Below are 20,272 nucleotides of genomic sequence, written 5' to 3' on the forward strand. Positions count from 1 at the left end.
CGCGTACCCGGCCTACAAAACCCTTCGTAGGCCCGTGCAAGCGCAGCGCCGCCGGGCGATTACAGCACTTTATGCGGGCCGAAACATTCGTAATGAATGTTGTCTTTATTCACGCCCAGGTCTACCAGCTGCTTCGCGGCATACTGCATAAACGCTACTGGCCCACAAACGTAGAACTGCATCCCCGGTGCGCTGAACGCCCCTTCATGCTGCCCTAAATTCATCAGGCCTTCGCTGTCGAAACGAGCCGCTGCGCGGTCTGCCTCCGTCGGCAGGCGATACCAGGTATGCGCGGTGAAACGCGGCAGGGTCGCTCCGAGCGCTTTGACTTCATCCGCAAAGGCGTGCACATCACCGTTCTCCGCCGCGTGGAACCAGTTAACCTGCGCGCTGTGGTTTGCTTTCGCCAGCGTATCCAGCATTGCCAGCATTGGCGTCTGACCTACGCCTGCGGAGATCAACGTCACCGGGGTATTCGTTTCAACGGCCATAAAGAAATCGCCCGCCGGTGCCGCCAGATGGACCACGTCGCCCACGCTGGCTTCGTTATGCAGCCAGTTGGATACCTGACCGCCTTCCTCACGTTTAACCGCAATGCGATAGCCTTTGCCGTCTGGCTTGCGGGTCAGGGAGTACTGGCGAATCTCCTGGTGCGGGAAGCCTTCAGGCTTCAGCCAGACGCCCAGATACTGGCCCGGCTGGTAATCGGCAACCGGCTGACCGTCCACTGGCTCAAACTCAAAGCTGGTGATCAGTGCGCTGCGCGGGGTTTTCTCAACGATGCGGAAGGCGCGCGTGCCTTCCCAGCCGCCATTCTTGCTGGCGTTTTCGCTGTAGATCTGCGCTTCACGGTTGATGAATACGTTTGCCAGTACGCCATAGGCCTTACCCCAGGCATCCAGTACTTCCTGGCCCGGGCTGAACATTTCGTCCAGGGTTGCCAGCAGATGACTGCCGACGATGTTGTACTGCTCAGGTTTGATCTGGAAGCTGGTGTGCTTCTGGGCGATTTTTTCCACCGCAGGCAGCAGAGCCGCCAGGTTTTCGATGTTGCTGGCATAGGCGGCAATAGCGTTAAACAGCGCTTCGCGCTGATCGCCGTTACGCTGGTTGCTCATGTTGAAAATCTCTTTGAGCTCCGGGTTATGCGCGAACATGCGATCGTAGAAATGGGCGGTCAGTTTAGGACCCGTTTCAACCAGCAGGGGGATTGTGGCTTTCACGGTAGCGATGGTTTGGGCGTCGAGCATAGCAGCTTCCTTCTGATGTTACTTTAATGATGTATTTTATATGCATCTTATAAAAATACCCCTGCAATGTAAATGGTTCTTTGCATCGTGAAAAATATGCATCACAAAGCTGAAAAGAAATCCGTTGAAAATGGCGAGAGCTTTATTGCTCAAACCCTTGCGTGGCGTGGAGGTAAACGTTTGCGTAAAATCGTTTGTCAAGACCTGTTATCGCAGAACTATTCAGTTATACTGTTGCCCGTCGTCCAACAGGACTGCCTTTTCAGGCCAAAAATTTACTTGTTAGCTGAGTCAGGAGATGCGGATGTTAAAGCGTGAAATGAACATTGCCGATTATGATGCCGAACTGTGGCAGGCTATGGAGCAGGAAAAAGTACGTCAGGAAGAGCACATCGAACTGATCGCCTCCGAAAACTACACCAGCCCGCGCGTAATGCAGGCGCAGGGTTCTCAGCTGACCAACAAATATGCTGAAGGTTATCCGGGCAAGCGCTACTACGGCGGTTGCGAATACGTTGATATCGTTGAGCAGCTGGCGATTGACCGTGCGAAAGAACTCTTTGGCGCTGACTACGCGAACGTCCAGCCGCACTCTGGCTCTCAGGCTAACTTCGCTGTTTACACCGCGCTGTTGCAGCCGGGCGATACTGTTCTGGGTATGAACCTGGCGCAGGGCGGCCACCTGACTCACGGCTCCCCGGTTAACTTCTCTGGCAAACTGTACAACATCATCCCTTACGGTATTGATGAGTCCGGTAAAATTGACTATGAAGACATGGCGAAGCAGGCCAAAGAGCACAAGCCGAAGATGATCATCGGTGGCTTCTCTGCTTACTCCGGCATCGTTGACTGGGCAAAAATGCGTGAAATCGCTGACAGCATCGGTGCGTACCTGTTCGTCGACATGGCGCACGTTGCCGGTCTGATTGCGGCAGGCGTTTACCCGAACCCGGTTCCACATGCGCACGTTGTGACCACCACTACCCACAAAACCCTGGCGGGTCCACGCGGTGGTCTGATCCTGGCGAAAGGCGGTGACGAAGAGCTGTACAAAAAGCTGAACTCCGCCGTGTTCCCAAGCGCCCAGGGCGGCCCGCTGATGCACGTTATTGCCGCGAAAGCCGTCGCGCTGAAAGAAGCGATGGAGCCAGAGTTCAAGGTTTATCAGCAGCAGGTTGCTAAAAACGCCAAAGCGATGGTGGAAGTGTTCCTGAACCGTGGCTACAAAGTGGTCTCTGGCGGGACTGAAAACCACCTGTTCCTGCTGGACCTGGTTGATAAGAACCTGACCGGTAAAGAAGCTGACGCAGCCCTCGGTCGCGCCAACATTACCGTCAACAAAAACAGCGTGCCAAACGATCCGAAGAGCCCGTTCGTGACTTCCGGTATCCGTATCGGTTCTCCGGCCGTAACTCGCCGTGGCTTTAAAGAAGCGGAAGTGAAAGAGCTGGCGGGCTGGATGTGTGACGTTCTGGACAACATCAATGACGACGCGGTTATCGAGCGCGTTAAAGGTAAAGTTCTGGACATCTGCGCACGCTTCCCGGTGTACGCATAATTCTCTGCGTCGCAGAACTGAAAAAGGCCGCTCATGCGGCCTTTTTTTATGGGCTAACGTCGGTCGAGGGAGATGGCCCCCGGCCCGGTAATCGCCAGCAAAATAAAGCCGCCAGCGATACTTACATTTTTGTAGAAGTTAATCATATTTGGCAGAACCGCATCGCCCGTCATATCCCAGTAGTGGTGACCAATCACCGCTGTTCCCAGCGTATAGAAGACAAAGATCACCGCGAGGGGGCGGGTGAAAAAGCCCAGCACAATCAGAATCGCGGCGGGGACTTCCATCACCACCGCAACAATGGCGGCCAGCATGGGCATGGGGGCGCCGAGCGACGTCATATACTGAACGGTGCCGCTAAACCCCGTCAGCTTGGGATAACCGAAAATAATAAACAGGACCACAATAGCAATGCGGGCAATTAAAAGCAGGAAAGAACGAGAGGAGCCGAAATCGAAATAACGTAAGTTGTTCATGGCAAACGACCTCTTCAGGCGATGTTCTTTAAACGTAATACAATTTTGCCGCTCTCGCCATACGCCGACCGGCTGTCCATGATGTTAATTTATCGTTAATTTATAGCGCGCTAACGACTTGCTAAAGTCAGGGATTAACGCCAGACTATCGCCTCCATTTCGGGAGGGATTCATGGTCTTGCATTCCACGCGCTGGCTGGCGCTCAGCTATTTCACCTATTTCTTTAGTTACGGTATTTTTTTGCCTTTCTGGAGCGTCTGGCTCAAGGGAATTGGTCTGACGCCTGAGACCATTGGCATCCTGCTGGGCGCGGGGCTGGTGGCACGTTTCCTGGGTAGCCTGCTGATTGCGCCCCGCGTCAGCGATCCCTCCTTACTGATTAAAGCGGTGCGAATTCTGGCCCTGCTGACGCTGGTCTTTGCGGCCTGTTTCTGGGTCAGCCATCAGTTTGCCTGGCTGATGGTGGTAATGGTTGGCTTTAATCTGTTCTTCTCCCCGCTGGTGCCGCTGACGGATGCCCTGGCGAACACCTGGCAAAAGCAGATCACCATGGACTATGGCCGCGTGCGCCTGTGGGGATCGATTGCCTTCGTGATCGGCTCTGCGCTGGTCGGGAAACTGGTCAGCCTCTATGACTATCGTGCCATTCTGGCGCTGTTAACGCTCGGCATCGCCTCGATGCTGCTCGGTATGTTGCTGCGTCCGTCGGTGATGCCGCAGGGCGAAAGCCGCCATCAGGAGAGCGCCGGCTGGCCCGCCTGGCGCTCGCTGGTGGCGCAAAGCTGGCGTTTCCTGGCCTGCGTCTGTCTGCTCCAGGGGGCACATGCGGCCTATTACGGCTTCAGCGCCATCTACTGGCAGGGGGCGGGCTACTCGGCTTCTGCGGTAGGCTACCTGTGGTCGCTCGGCGTGGTGGCGGAGGTCATTATCTTCGCGCTGAGCCAAAAACTTTTCCGTCGTTTCGGGGCGCGTGACCTGCTGCTGCTTTCCGCCGTTTGCGGCGTGGTGCGCTGGGGCATCATGGGCTGGACGACTGAGCTGCCGTGGCTGATTGTGGCGCAAATTCTGCACTGCGGAACCTTCACCGTGTGCCATCTGGCGGCGATGCGCTACATCGCGGCGCGAGAGGGTGGGGACGTTATTCGTCTTCAGGCGGTCTATTCAGCGGTGGCGATGGGCGGCAGTATTGCGGTGATGACCGTATTTGCCGGTTTCCTCTATCAGCACCTGGGGCACGGTGTGTTCTGGGTGATGGCGCTGGTCGCTTTACCTGCCATCGTCATCCGCCCAAAGGTGGCTGCTCGCTCGTAACTATGATTCGAGCATAACGCGAATATGTTCCTGCTGCTGCGTGTTCAGGGCCTCAACGGCATGAATGAGCGGCGGCGAGAACAGCGGCAAGGCGGTTGGATAAGGCGTAATGACCAGCGCCGCCTCGCGGGGGGCGCCCTCCTTCTTAAACGCCTCCAGGCTAAGATAACGAATATTGAGCGGCAGCAGCGTCAGCTCGCGAAGCTGCTGCTCAATTAACGCTTCGCAGGCTTTATCTTCCCCCGTTAACAGAACCACCTGTTTTTCATGCAGGTCGGTCTCCTGCATCAGCCAGGCACCAAAAATCACCGCCACCAGAGCCATCTCTTCACCGGAGAATCGCAGACCAAATTCGGCTTCCAGCTCAAACAGCGCCTCTTTAGTGGTGCGCAGCAGCCGGGGGTATAAACGGTGGATCTCTTCCGGCAGACTGTTGTCGATGCCGATGTCAAATAAGGAGCGGTCCAGCGCCTGAGCCAGATGAATATAAAGCTGATCGGTCAGCCCTTGCTCATCGCTGAAGTTCATCCCGGTTTGCGCCCGGAAACGGGCAATCATACGCACGATGGCGCGACGCAGGCGCTGATCCTGCTGGTGTTTATCCATCACCGGGTCGGGTGTGCGAAGCATCATAAATAGCAGCGCCAGGAACAGCTGTTCATCGCTGTGCGTTCCCTGCGGGACGCGCCGTTTCCAGTGGCGGACAATTTCCTGCGCCGTAAAGTATTCCCCTCGGGACTGCGTCCAGCTGCGCTGAACGGGCGAAAACTCTGGCGTATTGCCCAGATGATGCTGAATCAGACAATATTGCAGATAAAGCTGTAAAAACTGTACGTCGCGGGACTCAAACTGGCGCTGAAGCTTGCGCGCGCAAAAGTTGATAAGCGCCCGAAGGTTCGCATCGTCATAAAGCGGGCGGGCAATGCCGTGCTGTTTAAGCGCGGTTTTTAAGGCAGGGGTAAACTGTTGGGCGACAAAATGTGGACAGAGCCGAAGCGCCCTGCGCAGCCAGTGCAGCAGGCACAAACGTTGATTAAGGGCGGAACCCTCAATTCGGTAGCAGCCATCATGGTGCGTGACAATATCAAGCCGATGATAGCGCTGGATTTCATCGCGCGTCTCGGCTATATCTTGCCGTGCCATGACGTCGTCCACGCCGTTGGCAGCGATTATGCTCTGTGCGGTGATGGCAGCATCGGGCAGGTAAAGCATCAAAAGCACCTGGCAGCGGCGCTGCGAACTGGAAAGCACAGATGGAATTTCAAGCGTCGTCATCATCTGTCGGGTATCCAGTGTGAATGTTTGATAAGAATAGCTAAAGGATGGGCGCTGAAAAGCGCACCGGCAGGCCTTTCACTCAGGATTGCTGGCGAACATCACAGAATTTTTGACGTGAGGAACAGATGCAAATAGTTAAACAAAGCGCGGTAGCGTTATTTTTGGCGGTTTTCACTTGTGCCGCCGGCGCACATCCTCACAGTTTTATCAGCCTGAAAACCGAACTGGTGACGGACGGCACGCAGCTCAGCGGCCTGAAAATGCGCTGGACGATGGATGAAATCACCTCCGCCGACCTGCTGTACGATGCCGGAAACGCAAAGCCCGGCGATGAGATCTGGAAAAAGCTGGCGGCGGAAGTGATGGCCAACGTGCTGGGTCAGCACTACTTCACCGAGTTCTGGCACAACGGACAAAAGGTGAAATTTCTCAACCGTCCCACGGTGTACGGTATGACCCGCGACGGACATCAGGCGGTGCTGACCTTTATCCTTCCGCTGGCGCACCCTCAACCGCTGGCCGGGCAGAAGTACAGGTTTTCCACGTTTGACCCAACCTACTATGTCGATATGCGCTATGACAATGACAGCGACGTACGGCTGCCGGACGCGCTGCAAAAAAGCTGCAAAATTGCCGTGCACACCCCGAAACCCAGCGAAGAGATGCTGAACTTTGCCGTTTCTCTTGATAAAGAGGATGCGCCTCCCGAAGACATGGAGTTAGGTAAACAGTTTGCGCAGGAGGTGACGTTACAATGTCAGTGATCTCCTCTCCCGTCAGTAAGCCGCGTCGCTGGCTGCACCTCTGGCCTCTGGCGCTCTTTTTGTTGTTTGCGGTTGGCGGCGCGCTCTGGCTGTGGCAGGCATGGCCGCAGGTGATGGTGAAAAGCATCCTCTGGCAGCGGGAAGTTAATCAGCAGATGAGCGGTCTGCTGAAAGCCGTGGCGGAAAATCCGACCAAAGCGGGCGGCGCTCTTCTGGCGTTCAGCTTCATCTATGGCGTGCTGCATGCCCTGGGACCGGGACACGGCAAAATCGTTATCACGACCTGGCTTGCCACGCATCCGTCGAAGCTGAAATCGAGTATCGGCCTGACGCTGGCGTCCTCTTTACTTCAGGGCGGTGTGGCGATTGCGCTGGTCGTGGTCGTCCTTTCGCTGCTACAGCTGCCGGCCCGCCAGCTGCATATGAGCAGCTTCTGGCTGGAGAAGGGGAGTTACGCGCTGGTAGGCGTGCTGGGGCTGATCCTCTGCTGGCGGGCGCTGAAAAAATTGCGCGCGTTGCTGCGAAAACCAAAATTCAAATCCTTTACACCGCATCACGTTCACCATGAAAACTGCGGGTGCGGGCATCAGCATCTGCCGACGCAGGAACAATTACAGAACAGTGAGGACTGGCGTGCGCGCCTGATGATTGTTCTCTCAATGGGGATGCGTCCATGCTCGGGCGCAATCATGGTGCTGTTGTTCAGCAAAGTGACAGGCGTATTTGGCTGGGGCATGCTCTCGGCGCTGGCGATGGCGGCGGGAACGTCTCTGACGATCTCTTCGTTAGCCCTGCTGGTGCACAGCTTCCGTCAGCTGGCGGTAAAACTCAGCGGCAATAAAACGCCGGTATTGTGGCGACAGGTTGGCTGGACGACGCTGGCACTGGCGGGTGGGGTGATTCTGCTGGTAGCGGCGGTGACAATGTGGATGAGTGCGGTGCCGGTGGGAAGGGGGTTGCGGCCGTTTTAGCGACGTACGGTCTGATCCCCCATAACCACGAGTCTGTCGCTTCTTGTTAATCCCAGTTACCGTAGGGGTAGGTTTTGCCTTTGATGAAATCCTGCGTTGACTGGATGACGTTAAACGTACCGCCGGGAACGACGTAGCCTTTGCACAGGGTAAGGTCCTTGCCGGAGCGGGTCGTCAGTTTCAGCGGTTTGACGGGCAGGCTGGGGCGTCCGGCGACATCTGAAAACCAGATTTTGACTTTTCCTCCGGGGGAGAGGCCAAATACCATTCTGTTGTACCAGACAGTTCTGCCCGTGGGACTGATATGATCGGCAGGTGTTTTCATTCGCAGCCAGGTGTCCGGGCCGAAGACGGCGCTGGTTTCGTAGGTTTGCTGGTCAATATAGGATTCCCAGCAGAAGACAATATACTGCGGGGGGGCTTTGACTTTGTTAAATTGACCGCCAAAGCCATGTGCATTCTCAGGCCATCTATCAACAGAGCCAGGATCTCTGGACGTCGGATCAAGAGTATTGAACGTATACAGATAACCATCCGTGTCGATGACTCTGGCGTGATTTACCATAGACGGTAATTCTCTGGGTGTGATAAATAAAAAAAACCACTTGTCATAGGGAAGCGTCCAGTCACCGCTGGCGGCCTGTTTTGACTGTAAAGGGTGAGATTTTTGTGGGCTGCAGCCTGCAGCCGTAAGCAGCAGGGCAAGCGCCAGCACGTTGCGTTTTTTCATCGTTTGGTTCCATCCATGTTGTAAATCGTTCTGCTCCAGTTCTCATCCGGCCGGTTGACAAAGCCGACGGTTTCGGACGCTGAGGCACCACCCTGTAATTCACCGGACTTTTTGAGTTCAACAGCGTTCCAGTGGGCTGAGCAGTGGATATATTTCCGGGCAATTATGTCCACTTCATCAGGTGTAAAGCCGGTTACGCTTCTTTGCTGACGGGCCGCTTTTCCCATTTCTCGGGCGCGGTCAGACAACGGCTTTAGCTCATCAGGTAAGCCGTGCGTTTTGTTGCCATCTACGTCAGCAAATAACGCCCCAGCCTCTACCGCTGCATCAACCATGAGCCGCAGCGCCACTTTCGACCAGTCAAAAAAGACCGTCCGGTGGCGCAGCGTCAGAGCGGAAAAGGTCCGTTTCTGCGGCTGGCTGTAGTGGTCCGGCGGGGCAAAATCGTCTTCCCATACGTCCGGGGTGATGGCACTGGTACGAATGACGGGCATGATGGCCGGTGAATGCTCCAGCGCGCGTAGCTGCGCCATCGTTTGCTGGTAAGCGTGCGACTGCGCGCCTGGCTGGTTGTGAGGCAGGGTTTCCACCAGTGGACGGGTGAGAAAAAGGTCTTCCCGCAGCTAGGGCAGATAGCCGCCGCCGATATCAGAATGAGCGCCGGGAAGTATGAGTTCCGGCCAGGCGGGAGCAACGCTGTTGAGGGCAAAGTTATAGCGGCATTCGTGCTGGGCGGTGATGTGGAATACTTTTTCCGCCACGCCGGGACGCAGGCGTATGTCGACATTGCCGGTATCGGCGCTGTGTGGATTGAGACCGTTCGCCAGCGTGCCGACGGCCGCCACGGTGTCCATGATTCCGAGAAAACGGTTTCTGCCTGCCGGAGCACCGCGGTAGCTAATTTTACCCATACCCGCTGAAATGGCGCTGATAATGGATTGGTCTTCCGCCTGGACACGGTTGGCGAAGTGGCGAGCCGCCGCAGCGCCGCGGCTGAAGCCGAAGATATCAAATCGCAGTTTGTCGACGATAAACTTCCCTTTCAGTAAACCAAGCGCTGCATCTATGGTTGTCGCCAACTGCGCTACCGCATCGTCAGTTTTGGCAATAATACCAGTCTCTGCTGTACCTAACCCAAGCCCTATCGGATTATCGGGTTCTCCAGCTCGAGTTCCAATGCCTTCGACATAAACAGTATTTTGAATGTAACTACTCTCTGGGGGAAAAGTTATTACATACAGTTCATTCAACCAGTGAATATTCGTGTAATACCCCAGATAGCTGCCCGCCCCGATCCCACTAATCCCCATCTTTTCCGATGCATTTCTGGCGAGAATGGTTACCGCATCCGGGCTGTTAATATCAAAGTGCTGCGCCGTAAGGGCCTCAAGCATGTTCCGGGTGTTTACCGCGTTATTACCGGTGCCATCAAAGAATATCCCCAGCACCAATGTCACTCTCCGTTCAGGCTGCTCTTCGGGGAGGATAGTCTTCTGCACCACCGGAAAAAGACGGCTGTAATTTTCAGGCGTCAGCAGATAATCAAATTCGGTACCGGCAATAAGATGGCGACTCAGAATATAATCATAATCCACCGAGATATATTCATAGTCTATATCATTCATTTTTGAATGCAGCTGAATGGACCGTATTGATGCACCACGTAATTCGATAAGATAATACTTCTCCATTTGACCGTATCGATTAGTGCGGTAAATATCAAAGGTAAGCTTAAGACGTTCATTATAATTAATAGCGTTACTGATTAACGGAGAGCTTTTATCCAGGAGCTTACAGAATTGTAGTCCGCGATGGTAAATCCGGCCACCGGTACCGCCCGCTTCCTGCATCAGGCTGAAAACAAAGATTTCATCTTCATGCCCCAGCTGATAGCGGTTGCCGACTGAAGCCTGAGAACCACAGCCAGCAGAAATCTTTCCCTGAATATTGCCCTCAAGCGTTAAATAAATAAGGTTGCTCATTTATTTTTCCTGAGTGAGGCGTTTAGTCAAGAAGTATCGTAATGATAAAAACGAAAAGGCAATCTGCTATAAATCAAATTACAGAGTAAATACTGATGGTTATTTAGGCGTAACAGGAACGACTAATAAAAAAATCCCCGATGATGAATATCGGGGATTTATAAACACAGACAGCATTGGGGAAATAGCCGCTGAGTGCAGTTACCGGGATTAACGCTTCAGCGCATCGCTCAGTTCATCACGCATGTTTGCCAGCATGGCTTTAACAACGCGCGGGTTACCTGCAACGATGTTGCCGGTAGACATATAGTTATGGCCGCCGGTGAAGTCGCAAACAATCGCACCAGCTTCACGAGCGATCAGCTCGCCCGCCGCAAAGTCCCACGGCTTCAGAGACAGCTCAAAGTAACCGTCAACGCGGCCGGTCGCGACATAGGCCAGATCCAGTGCAGCAGAGCCGGTGCGACGGAAGTCCGCGCATTCGGTGAACAGCTTGCCCAGGATATTCATATAAGTGGTTGCGTGCTGCTTCGCCTTGAACGGGAAGCCGGTCGCCAGAATCGTGCCGTCCAGATCGCGTGCATTGCTGCAACGCAGACGGTAGCCATTCAGCTGCGCGCCCTGACCGCGGGTCGCGGTGAACAGTTCGTTACGCATTGGATCGTAAACAACGGCGACTTCAGTACGGCCTTTGATGCGTACTGCGATAGACACAGAGAAGTGTGGCAGGCGTTTGACGAAGTTGGTGGTGCCATCCAGTGGATCGATAACCCATTGAACATCCTGATCGGTACCTTCATGTTCACCGCTTTCTTCGGTGATGATGGTGTGCTGCGGGTAAGATTTGCGGATCGTTTCGATAATAATCGCTTCTGCGGCTTTATCTACGTTCGTCACGAAATCATTGCTGCCTTTCTGGCTGGTTTCTACGGAGTCTGGGGTTTCGTAGTGTTTGGCAATTACATTACCCGCCTTGCGCGCTGCGCGCACGGCGATGGTCAGCATCGGATGCATCGGTCTCTCTCACTGGATGTTAAAGAACAGGAAAATCGGCGCAGAGTATAGCAGCGGGATCGGATTATGTCTCTCGTTTATGATAATATGCCCGAATATTCTTCAGACACTGAATCCAGACATTTAAAAATTATGCTGCAAAACATTCGAATCGTGCTGGTCGAAACATCGCACACCGGCAACATGGGCTCTGTGGCCCGCGCTATGAAAACCATGGGCTTAACGAACCTGTGGCTGGTGAATCCTCTGGTGAAACCAGACTCTCAGGCTATTGCTCTGGCGGCCGGCGCCAGCGACGTGATCGGGAATGCGCAGATCGTGGACACCCTGGATGAAGCCCTGGCCGGTTGCAGCCTGGTGGTGGGGACAAGCGCGCGCTCCCGTACGCTGCCCTGGCCGATGCTGGACCCGCGCGAATGCGGCCTGAAAAGCATCTCAGAAGCGGAACAGGCGCCGGTTGCGCTGGTGTTTGGCCGTGAACGTGTTGGCCTGACCAACGAGGAATTACAGAAGTGCCACTATCACGTGGCGATTGCCGCCAACCCGGAATACAGCTCGCTGAATCTGGCGATGGCGGTGCAGGTTATTGCCTACGAAGTGCGCATGGCATGGCTGGCGACGCAGGAGAAACCGGTCGAACCTAAAGAAGAGACGGCCTACCCGCTGGTGGACGACCTCGAGCGCTTCTACGGTCATCTGGAGCAGACGCTGCTCTCAACCGGCTTTATCCGTGAAGGCCACCCGGGCCAGGTGATGAACAAGCTGCGCCGTATGTTCACCCGCGCGCGTCCGGAAAGCCAGGAGCTGAACATCCTGCGCGGGATTCTGGCGTCGATTGAGCAGAAGAATAAGGAATAGTGTCGTCTGTTCGCCGGGTGGCGCTTCGCTTACCCGGCCTACAAAGCCCGTAGGCCCGTGCAAGCGCAGCGCCGCCGGGCAAAAAATACGGCACAGAAGGTTAAATACCTGACTAAAACAGTCAAGTAAATAGTTGACCAATTTAGTCAGGAATGTCAGACTTGGCCCTGCTATGCAATACCCCCATTTTACAATAAAAAACCCCGGGCAGGGGCGAGTTTGAGGTTAAGTAAGACATGAGACTGACATCTAAAGGGCGTTATGCCGTGACCGCGATGCTGGACGTTGCGCTCAACTCCGAAGCGGGCCCGGTTCCGTTGGCTGATATTTCTGAACGACAAGGGATCTCCCTCTCTTACCTGGAACAGCTGTTCTCCAGACTGCGTAAAAATGGACTGGTGTCCAGCGTTCGTGGCCCGGGTGGCGGTTATCTGCTGGGTAAAGACGCAGGCAGTATTGCGGTTGGCGAAGTGATTAGCGCGGTTGACGAATCCGTCGACGCGACCCGTTGCCAGGGTAAAGGCGGCTGCCAGGGCGGCGATAAATGCCTCACCCACGCGCTGTGGCGCGATCTGAGCGACCGTCTGACCGGCTTCCTGAACAACATCACCCTGGGTGAACTGGTGAATAACCAGGAAGTTCTGGACGTGTCGGGTCGTCAGCAAAGCCATGAATCACAGCGCAGCACCCGTTCGCAGGACGCTATCGACGTTAAACTGCGCGCGTAATAAAAAGATAAGTATTTCAGAATCAGGCCGGGGCGTTAGCTCGCCCCGTGTACTCGGTCGTACATCCAGCCGGTTGCCTGATTCCTTGCATTGAAGCGATGTACGGAGTTTATAGAGCAATGAAATTACCGATTTATCTCGATTACTCCGCAACCACGCCGGTGGACCCGCGTGTTGCCGAGAAAATGATGCAGTGTCTGACCCTGGACGGAAACTTTGGTAACCCAGCTTCCCGTTCTCACCGTTTTGGCTGGCATGCTGAAGAGGCGGTTGATATCGCCCGTAATCAGATTGCTGACCTGGTCGGTGCCGACCCGCGTGAAATTGTTTTCACCTCCGGTGCGACCGAATCCGACAACCTGGCGATCAAAGGTGCAGCCAACTTTTATCAGAAAAAAGGCAAGCACATCATCACCAGCAAAACCGAACACAAAGCCGTGCTGGACACCTGCCGTCAGCTGGAGCGTGAAGGGTTCGAAGTGACTTACCTGGCGCCGCAGAGCAACGGGATCATCGACCTGAAAGAGCTCGAAGCGGCCATGCGTGATGACACCATTCTGGTTTCCATCATGCACGTTAACAACGAAATCGGCGTTGTGCAGGACATCGCAACCATCGGCGAAATGTGCCGTGCGCGCGGCATCATCTACCACGTGGATGCGACCCAGAGCGTGGGCAAACTGCCTATCGACCTGAGCCAGCTGAAAGTGGACCTGATGTCCTTCTCCGGTCACAAAATCTATGGTCCGAAAGGTATCGGCGCGCTGTACGTTCGTCGTAAGCCACGTATCCGCATCGAAGCACAGATGCACGGCGGTGGTCACGAGCGCGGCATGCGTTCCGGTACGCTGCCTGTTCACCAGATCGTGGGCATGGGCGAAGCGTATCGCATCGCGAAAGAAGAGATGGAAACCGAGATGGCACGCCTGCGTACGCTGCGTAACCGTCTGTGGGACGGCGTGAAAGATATGGAAGAAGTGTATCTGAACGGCGATCTCGAGCAGGGCGCGCCAAACATCCTCAACGTCAGCTTCAACTATGTTGAAGGCGAGTCGCTGATCATGGCGCTGAAAGACCTGGCGGTTTCTTCCGGTTCTGCCTGTACGTCTGCAAGCCTGGAGCCATCCTACGTGCTGCGCGCGCTGGGTATGACTGACGAGCTGGCACACAGCTCTATCCGTTTCTCTTTAGGTCGTTTTACTACCGAAGAAGAGATTGACTACACCATCAAACTGGTTCGTAACTCCATTGGCCGTCTGCGCGACCTTTCTCCACTGTGGGAAATGTTCAAGCAGGGCGTGGATCTGAACAGCATTGAATGGTCACATCACTAATCGGTACATAAGGAGAATTTAATCATGGCATACAGCGAAAAAGTTATCGATCATTACGAAAACCCGCGCAACGTTGGCTCTTTTGACAACAGCGATGAATCTGTCGGTAGCGGTATGGTTGGCGCGCCAGCGTGTGGCGATGTGATGAAGTTGCAGATTAAAGTCAACAATGAAGGTATCATTGAAGACGCGCGCTTCAAGACCTACGGCTGCGGTTCTGCTATCGCTTCCAGCTCCCTGGTCACCGAATGGGTGAAGGGCAAGTCTCTGGACGAAGCACAGGCAATCAAGAACACGGATATTGCTGAAGAACTCGAACTGCCGCCGGTGAAAATTCACTGCTCAATTCTGGCAGAAGACGCGATCAAAGCCGCCATTGCGGATTACAAAAGCAAACGTGAAGCAAAATAATTGAGGTTTGAGTATGTCGATTACCCTTAGCGACAGCGCTGCCGCGCGAGTAAGCTCTTTTCTGGCGAACCGTGGTAAAGGCTTTGGCCTGCGACTGGGCGTACGTACCTCCGGCTGTTCTGGTATGGCTTACGTACTGGAGTTTGTTGACGAACCGGCGTCTGATGACACCGTGTTTGAAGACAAGGGCGTGAAGGTGGTGGTCGATGGCAAAAGCCTGCAATTCCTCAACGGCACTCAGCTGGACTTCGTAAAAGAAGGCCTGAACGAAGGGTTCAAATTCACGAATCCGAACGTCAAAGACGAGTGTGGTTGCGGCGAAAGCTTCCACGTTTAACCGCGCGTCATCCGAAACCCCACCGTGGCTTTGCTACGCGTGGGGTTTGTTCTAACAGGCTACCCCTGAGATTGTTATGGATTACTTCACTCTCTTCGGACTACCCGCTCAATACCCGATCGATCTCCAGGCGCTGACGGTCCGTTTTCAGGATCTCCAGCGTCAGTACCATCCGGATAAATTCGCCAGCGGGACGCAGGCAGAGCAGCTGGCTGCGGTATCACACTCCGCAACCATCAACCAGGCCTGGCAAACGCTGCGTCATCCGCTGGCGCGTGCAGAATATCTGCTCTCGCTCCACGGTTTCGATCTGGCGAGCGAACAGCATACCGTGCGCGACACCGCCTTTCTGATGGAACAGCTGGAGCTGCGCGAAGAGCTGGATGAAATTGAACAGGCTAAAGACGAAGCGCGCCTGGAAAGCTTTATCACGCGCGTAAAGGGCATGTTCGATACCCGCCATCAGCAGATGGTGGAGCAACTGAACAACGAGACCTGGGACGTGGCGGCAGACACTGTGCGCAAACTCCGTTTTCTCGATAAACTGCGAAGCAGTGCTGAACAACTCGAAGAAAAGCTGCTCGATTTTTAATTTCGGAAGCAATTATGGCCTTATTACAAATTAGTGAGCCTGGCTTAAGCGCCGCACCGCACCAGCGTCGTCTGGCGGTCGGTATTGATCTGGGCACCACCAATTCTCTCGTGGCGACCGTGCGTAGCGGCCAGGCGGAAACGCTGGCTGACGAGCAGGGGCGCCATCTGCTGCCTTCCGTGGTCCACTACCAGCAGCAGGGTCACGCGGTCGGGTTTGATGCCCGCACCAACGCCGCGCGCGATCCGGCCAACACCATCAGCTCGGTTAAGCGCATGATGGGCCGCTCGCTGGCTGATATCCAGACCCGTTACCCGCATCTGCCGTATCAGCTACAGGCCAGCGAAAACGGCCTGCCGATGATCGCGACGTCTGCCGGTCTGCTGAACCCGATTCGCGTTTCCGCTGACATCCTCAAAGCGCTGGCGGCGCGCGCCACGGCGACGCTCGGCGGCGATCTCGACGGCGTGGTAATCACCGTTCCGGCCTACTTCGACGATGCACAGCGTCAGGGCACCAAAGACGCCGCGCGTCTGGCGGGCCTGCATGTGCTGCGTCTGCTGAACGAACCGACGGCGGCGGCCATTGCCTACGGCCTCGATTCCGGTCAGGAAGGGGTGATTGCGGTTTACGATCTCGGCGGCGGGACGTTTGATATTTCAATCCTGCGCCTGAGCCGCGGCGTGTTCGAAGTGCTGGCGACCGGCGGGGATTCCGCGCTCGGCGGCGATGACTTCGACCATCTGCTGGCGGACTACATCCGCGAGCAGGCGGGCATCAGCGATCGCAGCGATGCGCGCGTACAGCGTGAACTGCTGGATGCGGCCATCGACGCCAAAATCGCCCTGAGCGACGCGCAGTCGGTCACGGTTAACGTTGCGGGCTGGCAGGGTGAGATCACCCGCAATCAGTTCAGCGAACTGATTGCGCCTCTGGTTAAGCGTACCCTGCTGGCCTGCCGTCGCGCATTGAAAGATGCGGGCGTGGAGGCCAGCGAGGTGCTGGAAGTGGTCATGGTTGGCGGCTCAACCCGCGTGCCGCTGGTGCGCGAGCGCGTGGGCGAATTCTTTGGCCGCACGCCGCTGACCTCTATCGACCCGGACAAAGTGGTTGCCGTGGGCGCCGCTATCCAGGCCGATATCCTGGTCGGCAACAAGCCGGACAGCGAAATGCTGCTGCTGGACGTCATCCCGCTGTCTCTGGGTTTAGAAACCATGGGCGGCCTGGTGGAGAAAGTCATTCCGCGTAACACCACCATTCCGGTGGCGCGCGCGCAGGAGTTTACTACCTTCAAAGACGGCCAGACTGCGATGTCCATCCACGTGATGCAGGGCGAGCGCGAGCTGGTGCAGGACTGCCGCTCTCTGGCGCGCTTTGCGCTGCGCGGAATTCCGGCGCTGCCGGCGGGCGGGGCGCATATTCGCGTTACCTTCCAGGTGGATGCGGACGGTCTGCTGAGCGTCACGGCGATGGAAAAATCCACCGGCGTGGAATCGTCCATCCAGGTGAAGCCGTCCTACGGCCTGACCGATGGCGAAATCGCCTCCATGATTCAGGACTCAATGAGTTACGCCGAGCAGGATGTGAAGGCGCGTATGCTGGCCGAACAAAAAGTGGAAGCCGCACGCGTGCTGGAAAGCCTGAACGGCGCGCTCGCTGCCGATGCCGCGCTGTTAAGCGCCGCTGAGCGCCAGGTGATTGACGACGCTGCCGCGCGCTTAAGCGCAGTCGCCGAAGGCAATGACGCTGACGCAATAGAAGAAGCCATTAAAAACGTTGATAAACAAACCCAGGACTTCGCTGCTCGCCGCATGGACAAATCTGTCCGCGTCGCGCTGAAAGGCCAGTCCGTGGACGAGGTTTAATATGCCAAAGATTGTAATTTTGCCTCATGCGGACCTCTGTCCGGATGGCGCTGTTCTGGAAGCGAAGACCGGTGAAACCATTCTCGATGTTGCCCTGCGTGCAGGTATCGAAGTGGAACACGCCTGTGAAAAATCCTGTGCCTGCACCACCTGCCACTGCATCGTGCGTGAAGGTTTCGACTCTCTCGCCGAGAGCACCGAAGACGAAGACGACATGCTGGATAAAGCATGGGGTCTGGAGCCAGACAGCCGCCTGAGCTGCCAGGCCGCGGTGACCGATGAAGATCTGGTCGTGGAGTTCCCACGTTACACCATCAACCACGCACGCGAGCATTGATATGGGACTGAAGTGGACAGACAGCCGTGAAATCGGCGAGGCGCTCTACGACGCGAACCCGGATCTCGATCCGAAGACCGTACGATTCACCGATATGCATCAGTGGATTTGCGATCTGGAAGATTTTGACGACGATCCAAACGCATCCAATGAAAAAATTCTGGAGGCGATTCTGTTAGTCTGGTTAGATGAAGCAGAATAGATAACATAAACGGGCTGCCTTCAGGCGGCCCGTTTGCTAGTTGCTAATAAGGATAAATAAAATGACCGAAGCGATGAAGATTACGCTCTCCACGCAGCCAGCCGACTCACGCTGGGGCGAAAAAGCCACCTACAGCATCAACAACGACGGTATTACCCTGCACCTGACGGGCAATGATGATTTGGGCCTGATCCAGCGCGCCGCGCGTAAAATTGACGGCCTTGGCATTAAGCATGTGTCGCTGGAAGGCGAAGGCTGGGACACCGACCGCAGCTGGGCGTTCTGGGCAGGCTACAAAGGCCCGAAAGGCACCCGCAAAATCGAGTGGGCGAACCTCGACGAAGCCGGTCAGAAAGAGCTGGAAAGCCGCCTGCAAATCATCGACTGGGTGCGCGACACCATCAACGCCCCGGCGGAAGAGTTAGGCCCTGAGCAGCTGGCGCAGCGCGCCGTCGACCTGCTGTGCGGCGTGGCGGGCGACAAGATGTCTTACCGCATCACTAAAGGTGAAGACCTGCGCGAGCAAAACTACATGGGCATCCACACCGTGGGCCGTGGCTCCGAGCGTCCTCCGGTCCTGCTGGCGCTGGATTACAACCCAACCGGCGATAAAGAAGCGCCGGTCTTTGCCTGTCTGGTCGGAAAAGGCATCACTTTCGACACCGGCGGCTACAGCCTGAAGCAGAGCGCGTTCATGGATTCCATGAAGTCCGACATGGGCGGTGCGGCCACCATTACCGGCGCGCTGGCGTTCGCCATCACCCGTGGCCTGAACAAGCGCGTGAAGCTCTACCTGTGCTGCGCGGACAACATGGTGAGCGGCAACGCCTTCAAGCTGGGCGACATCATTCGCTACCGCAACGGTAAAAACGTTGAGGTGATGAACACCGACGCCGAAGGCCGTCTGGTGCTGGCCGATGGCCTGATCGACGCCTCTGCGCAGAAGCCGGAGCTGATTATCGACATGGCAACCCTGACCGGCGCGGCGAAAACGGCGCTGGGTAACGACTATCACGCCCTGTTCAGCTTCGACGACAAGCTGGCCGCTCGCCTGCTGGCCAGCGCGGCGGCGGAAAACGAACCGTTCTGGCGTCTGCCGCTGGCCGAGTTCCACCGCAGCCAGCTGCCGTCTAACTTCGCCGAGCTGAACAACACCGCGAGCGCGGCGTACCCGGCGGGGGCAAGCACCGCAGCAGGCTTCCTGTCTCACTTCGTTGAGAACTACCATGAAGGCTGGCTGCACATTGACTGCTCCGCAACCTACCGTAAAGCGGCGGTTGAGCAGTGGTCTGCGGGTGCGACCGGTCTGGGCGTGCGTACCGTGGCGAACCTGCTGACGGCTGAGTGATCTTTTTTGCCGGGTAGCGCTACGCTTACGCGCGCCTTCGGAGTCATCGTATTGCCCGGCGGCGCTGCGCTTGCACGGGCCTACGGTTTTGTAGGCCGGGTAAGCGAAGCGCCACCCGGCGTTTTTTGAAGTAGCCAAACTATGTCAGAAACCAAAAACGAATTAGAAACCCTGCTGGAGCAGGCGGCGACCGAACCCGCCCACCGTCCGGCATTTTTCCGCACGCTGCTGGAATCCACCGTCTGGGTGCCGGGCACCGCGGCGGAAGGGGAGCAGGTTGTCGAAGACAGCGCGCTGGATCTGCTGCACTGGGAGAAAGACGACGGCACCTCGGTGATCCCGTTCTTTACTTCGCTCGAGGCCTTGCAGGAAGCGGTAGAAGACGAACAGGCGTTCGTGGTGATGCCGGTGCGCACGTTGTTCGAAATGACCCTGGGGCAGACGCTGTTCCTCAACGCCAAACTGCCGACCGGGAAAGAGTTTACTCCGCGCGAAATCAGCCACCTGATTGGTGACGAGGGGAACCCGCTCAGCACTCAGGAGGTGCTGGAAGGGGGCGAAACGCTGCTGCTGTCTGAAGTGGCCGAGCCGCCCGCGCAGATGATTGACTCCCTGACCACGCTGTTTAAAACCATCAAGCCGGTAAAACGCGCGTTTCTCTGCTCCATCAAAGAGAGCGCTGACGAAAAGCCTGTTCTGCTGATAGGGATTGAGGCCGACGGCGATATCGACGAGATCATCCAGGCGGCGGGAAGCGTGGCAACCGACACCCTGCCGGGCGATGAGCCGATTGATATCTGTCAGGTGAAGAAAGGTGAGAAGGGGATCAGCCACTTTATTACCGAGCACATCACCCCGTTCTACGAGCGTCGCTGGGGCGGCTTCCTGCGCGATCTCAAGACCAACCGCATTATCTGATTACGGC

The 20,272-nt window shown here is 56.0% G+C and carries 22 protein-coding genes; 15 read left to right on the forward strand and 7 right to left on the reverse strand.

What is annotated here, in order from left to right; all coding sequences use genetic code 11:
- Positions 1 to 59: 59 nt before the first annotated feature.
- On the reverse strand, positions 60 to 1,250 hold the full coding sequence (gene hmpA / locus ACOTY5_RS15930; RefSeq protein ID WP_023304225.1) for an NO-inducible flavohemoprotein: 1,191 nt from the start codon (positions 1,248 to 1,250) through the stop codon (positions 60 to 62).
- A 304-nt stretch (positions 1,251 to 1,554) separates the two neighbouring features.
- On the opposite strand from hmpA, the gene glyA reads away from it, so the two are divergent.
- On the forward strand, positions 1,555 to 2,808 hold the full coding sequence (gene glyA, locus ACOTY5_RS15935; RefSeq protein ID WP_003860678.1) for a serine hydroxymethyltransferase: 1,254 nt from the start codon (positions 1,555 to 1,557) through the stop codon (positions 2,806 to 2,808).
- A 53-nt stretch (positions 2,809 to 2,861) separates the two neighbouring features.
- Here glyA and ACOTY5_RS15940 read toward each other — a convergent pair whose 3' ends face one another.
- Positions 2,862 to 3,284, reverse strand: coding sequence for a DoxX family protein (locus tag ACOTY5_RS15940; RefSeq protein WP_015572152.1), 423 nt, complete (start codon positions 3,282 to 3,284; stop codon positions 2,862 to 2,864).
- A gap of 172 nt (positions 3,285 to 3,456) precedes the next feature.
- On the opposite strand from ACOTY5_RS15940, the gene ACOTY5_RS15945 reads away from it, so the two are divergent.
- Positions 3,457 to 4,596 carry a 3-phenylpropionate MFS transporter gene (locus ACOTY5_RS15945; protein WP_032669382.1) on the forward strand — a complete coding sequence of 380 codons (1,140 nt, stop codon included), beginning with the start codon at positions 3,457 to 3,459 and terminating at the stop codon, positions 4,594 to 4,596.
- Here ACOTY5_RS15945 and csiE read toward each other — a convergent pair whose 3' ends face one another.
- Positions 4,597 to 5,874 carry a stationary phase inducible protein CsiE gene (gene csiE, locus ACOTY5_RS15950; protein ID WP_015572154.1) on the reverse strand — a complete coding sequence of 426 codons (1,278 nt, stop codon included), beginning with the start codon at positions 5,872 to 5,874 and terminating at the stop codon, positions 4,597 to 4,599.
- A 125-nt stretch (positions 5,875 to 5,999) separates the two neighbouring features.
- Here csiE and ACOTY5_RS15955 point away from each other — a divergent pair, with 125 nt between their 5' ends.
- Both ACOTY5_RS15955 and ACOTY5_RS15960 read left to right on the forward strand, forming a co-directional pair.
- On the forward strand, positions 6,000 to 6,638 hold the full coding sequence (locus ACOTY5_RS15955) for a DUF1007 family protein (protein WP_017692913.1): 639 nt from the start codon (positions 6,000 to 6,002) through the stop codon (positions 6,636 to 6,638).
- The gene (locus tag ACOTY5_RS15960; RefSeq protein ID WP_045142487.1) at positions 6,629 to 7,609 is read left to right on the forward strand and encodes a nickel/cobalt transporter; all 981 of its coding nucleotides are present in this window, start codon (positions 6,629 to 6,631) and stop codon (positions 7,607 to 7,609) included. The genes ACOTY5_RS15955 and ACOTY5_RS15960 overlap by 10 nt, the downstream gene beginning before the upstream one ends.
- Before the next feature lie 46 nt (positions 7,610 to 7,655).
- On the opposite strand, the gene ACOTY5_RS15965 is transcribed toward ACOTY5_RS15960, so the two are convergent.
- From ACOTY5_RS15965 to suhB, 4 genes are all read right to left on the reverse strand, one after another.
- On the reverse strand, positions 7,656 to 8,339 hold the full coding sequence (locus ACOTY5_RS15965; RefSeq protein ID WP_045142488.1) for a DUF2931 family protein: 684 nt from the start codon (positions 8,337 to 8,339) through the stop codon (positions 7,656 to 7,658).
- Complete coding sequence (locus tag ACOTY5_RS15970) at positions 8,336 to 8,929, reverse strand: hypothetical protein (protein WP_227789156.1); 594 nt, start codon at positions 8,927 to 8,929, stop codon at positions 8,336 to 8,338. The genes ACOTY5_RS15965 and ACOTY5_RS15970 overlap by 4 nt, the downstream gene beginning before the upstream one ends.
- Positions 8,930 to 8,962: 33 nt before the next feature.
- On the reverse strand, positions 8,963 to 10,321 hold the full coding sequence (gene tssD, locus ACOTY5_RS15975) for a type VI secretion system tube protein TssD (protein ID WP_227789158.1): 1,359 nt from the start codon (positions 10,319 to 10,321) through the stop codon (positions 8,963 to 8,965).
- Between the two features lie 210 nt (positions 10,322 to 10,531).
- Entirely contained in the window at positions 10,532 to 11,335 is an 804-nt protein-coding gene (gene suhB, locus ACOTY5_RS15980; protein WP_003860668.1) for an inositol-1-monophosphatase, read from the reverse strand.
- Between the two features lie 132 nt (positions 11,336 to 11,467).
- On the opposite strand from suhB, the gene trmJ reads away from it, so the two are divergent.
- The 11 genes from trmJ to sseB all read left to right on the forward strand — a co-directional run bounded on the left by trmJ (position 11,468) and on the right by sseB (position 20,265).
- Complete coding sequence (trmJ, locus tag ACOTY5_RS15985; RefSeq protein WP_015572157.1) at positions 11,468 to 12,193, forward strand: tRNA (cytosine(32)/uridine(32)-2'-O)-methyltransferase TrmJ; 726 nt, start codon at positions 11,468 to 11,470, stop codon at positions 12,191 to 12,193.
- Positions 12,194 to 12,429: 236 nt separating this feature from the next.
- Positions 12,430 to 12,921 carry a Fe-S cluster assembly transcriptional regulator IscR gene (gene iscR, locus ACOTY5_RS15990; RefSeq protein WP_015572158.1) on the forward strand — a complete coding sequence of 164 codons (492 nt, stop codon included), beginning with the start codon at positions 12,430 to 12,432 and terminating at the stop codon, positions 12,919 to 12,921.
- A 119-nt stretch (positions 12,922 to 13,040) separates the two neighbouring features.
- Positions 13,041 to 14,255, forward strand: a complete 1,215-nt coding sequence (gene iscS / locus ACOTY5_RS15995; RefSeq protein ID WP_003860663.1) for a cysteine desulfurase — start codon at positions 13,041 to 13,043, stop codon at positions 14,253 to 14,255.
- A gap of 24 nt (positions 14,256 to 14,279) precedes the next feature.
- Positions 14,280 to 14,666 (forward strand): Fe-S cluster assembly scaffold IscU, encoded by a 387-nt coding sequence (iscU, locus tag ACOTY5_RS16000; protein ID WP_003860661.1) that lies wholly within the window; start codon positions 14,280 to 14,282, stop codon positions 14,664 to 14,666.
- 13 nt (positions 14,667 to 14,679) lie between these two features.
- Positions 14,680 to 15,003, forward strand: a complete 324-nt coding sequence (gene iscA / locus ACOTY5_RS16005; RefSeq protein WP_003860659.1) for an iron-sulfur cluster assembly protein IscA — start codon at positions 14,680 to 14,682, stop codon at positions 15,001 to 15,003.
- Between the two features lie 76 nt (positions 15,004 to 15,079).
- On the forward strand, positions 15,080 to 15,595 hold the full coding sequence (hscB, locus tag ACOTY5_RS16010) for a co-chaperone HscB (RefSeq protein WP_003860657.1): 516 nt from the start codon (positions 15,080 to 15,082) through the stop codon (positions 15,593 to 15,595).
- 14 nt (positions 15,596 to 15,609) lie between these two features.
- On the forward strand, positions 15,610 to 17,460 hold the full coding sequence (gene hscA, locus ACOTY5_RS16015) for a Fe-S protein assembly chaperone HscA (protein ID WP_032654486.1): 1,851 nt from the start codon (positions 15,610 to 15,612) through the stop codon (positions 17,458 to 17,460).
- A gap of 1 nt (position 17,461) precedes the next feature.
- Positions 17,462 to 17,797, forward strand: a complete 336-nt coding sequence (gene fdx, locus ACOTY5_RS16020; RefSeq protein ID WP_003860652.1) for an ISC system 2Fe-2S type ferredoxin — start codon at positions 17,462 to 17,464, stop codon at positions 17,795 to 17,797.
- Between the two features lies 1 nt (position 17,798).
- Positions 17,799 to 17,999, forward strand: a complete 201-nt coding sequence (gene iscX, locus ACOTY5_RS16025; protein WP_003860650.1) for a Fe-S cluster assembly protein IscX — start codon at positions 17,799 to 17,801, stop codon at positions 17,997 to 17,999.
- Positions 18,000 to 18,060: 61 nt separating this feature from the next.
- Entirely contained in the window at positions 18,061 to 19,347 is a 1,287-nt protein-coding gene (gene pepB, locus ACOTY5_RS16030; RefSeq protein WP_023304219.1) for an aminopeptidase PepB, read from the forward strand.
- Positions 19,348 to 19,488: 141 nt separating this feature from the next.
- Positions 19,489 to 20,265: an enhanced serine sensitivity protein SseB gene (gene sseB / locus ACOTY5_RS16035; RefSeq protein ID WP_023325069.1), complete on the forward strand. Its 777-nt coding sequence runs from the start codon at positions 19,489 to 19,491 to the stop codon at positions 20,263 to 20,265.
- The last annotated feature ends 7 nt before the right edge of the window (positions 20,266 to 20,272 follow it).

The sequence above is a fragment of the Enterobacter cloacae complex sp. SHL018 genome, from assembly GCF_049237905.1.
GTDB classification, from domain to species: Bacteria; Pseudomonadota; Gammaproteobacteria; order Enterobacterales; family Enterobacteriaceae; genus Enterobacter; species Enterobacter hormaechei_C.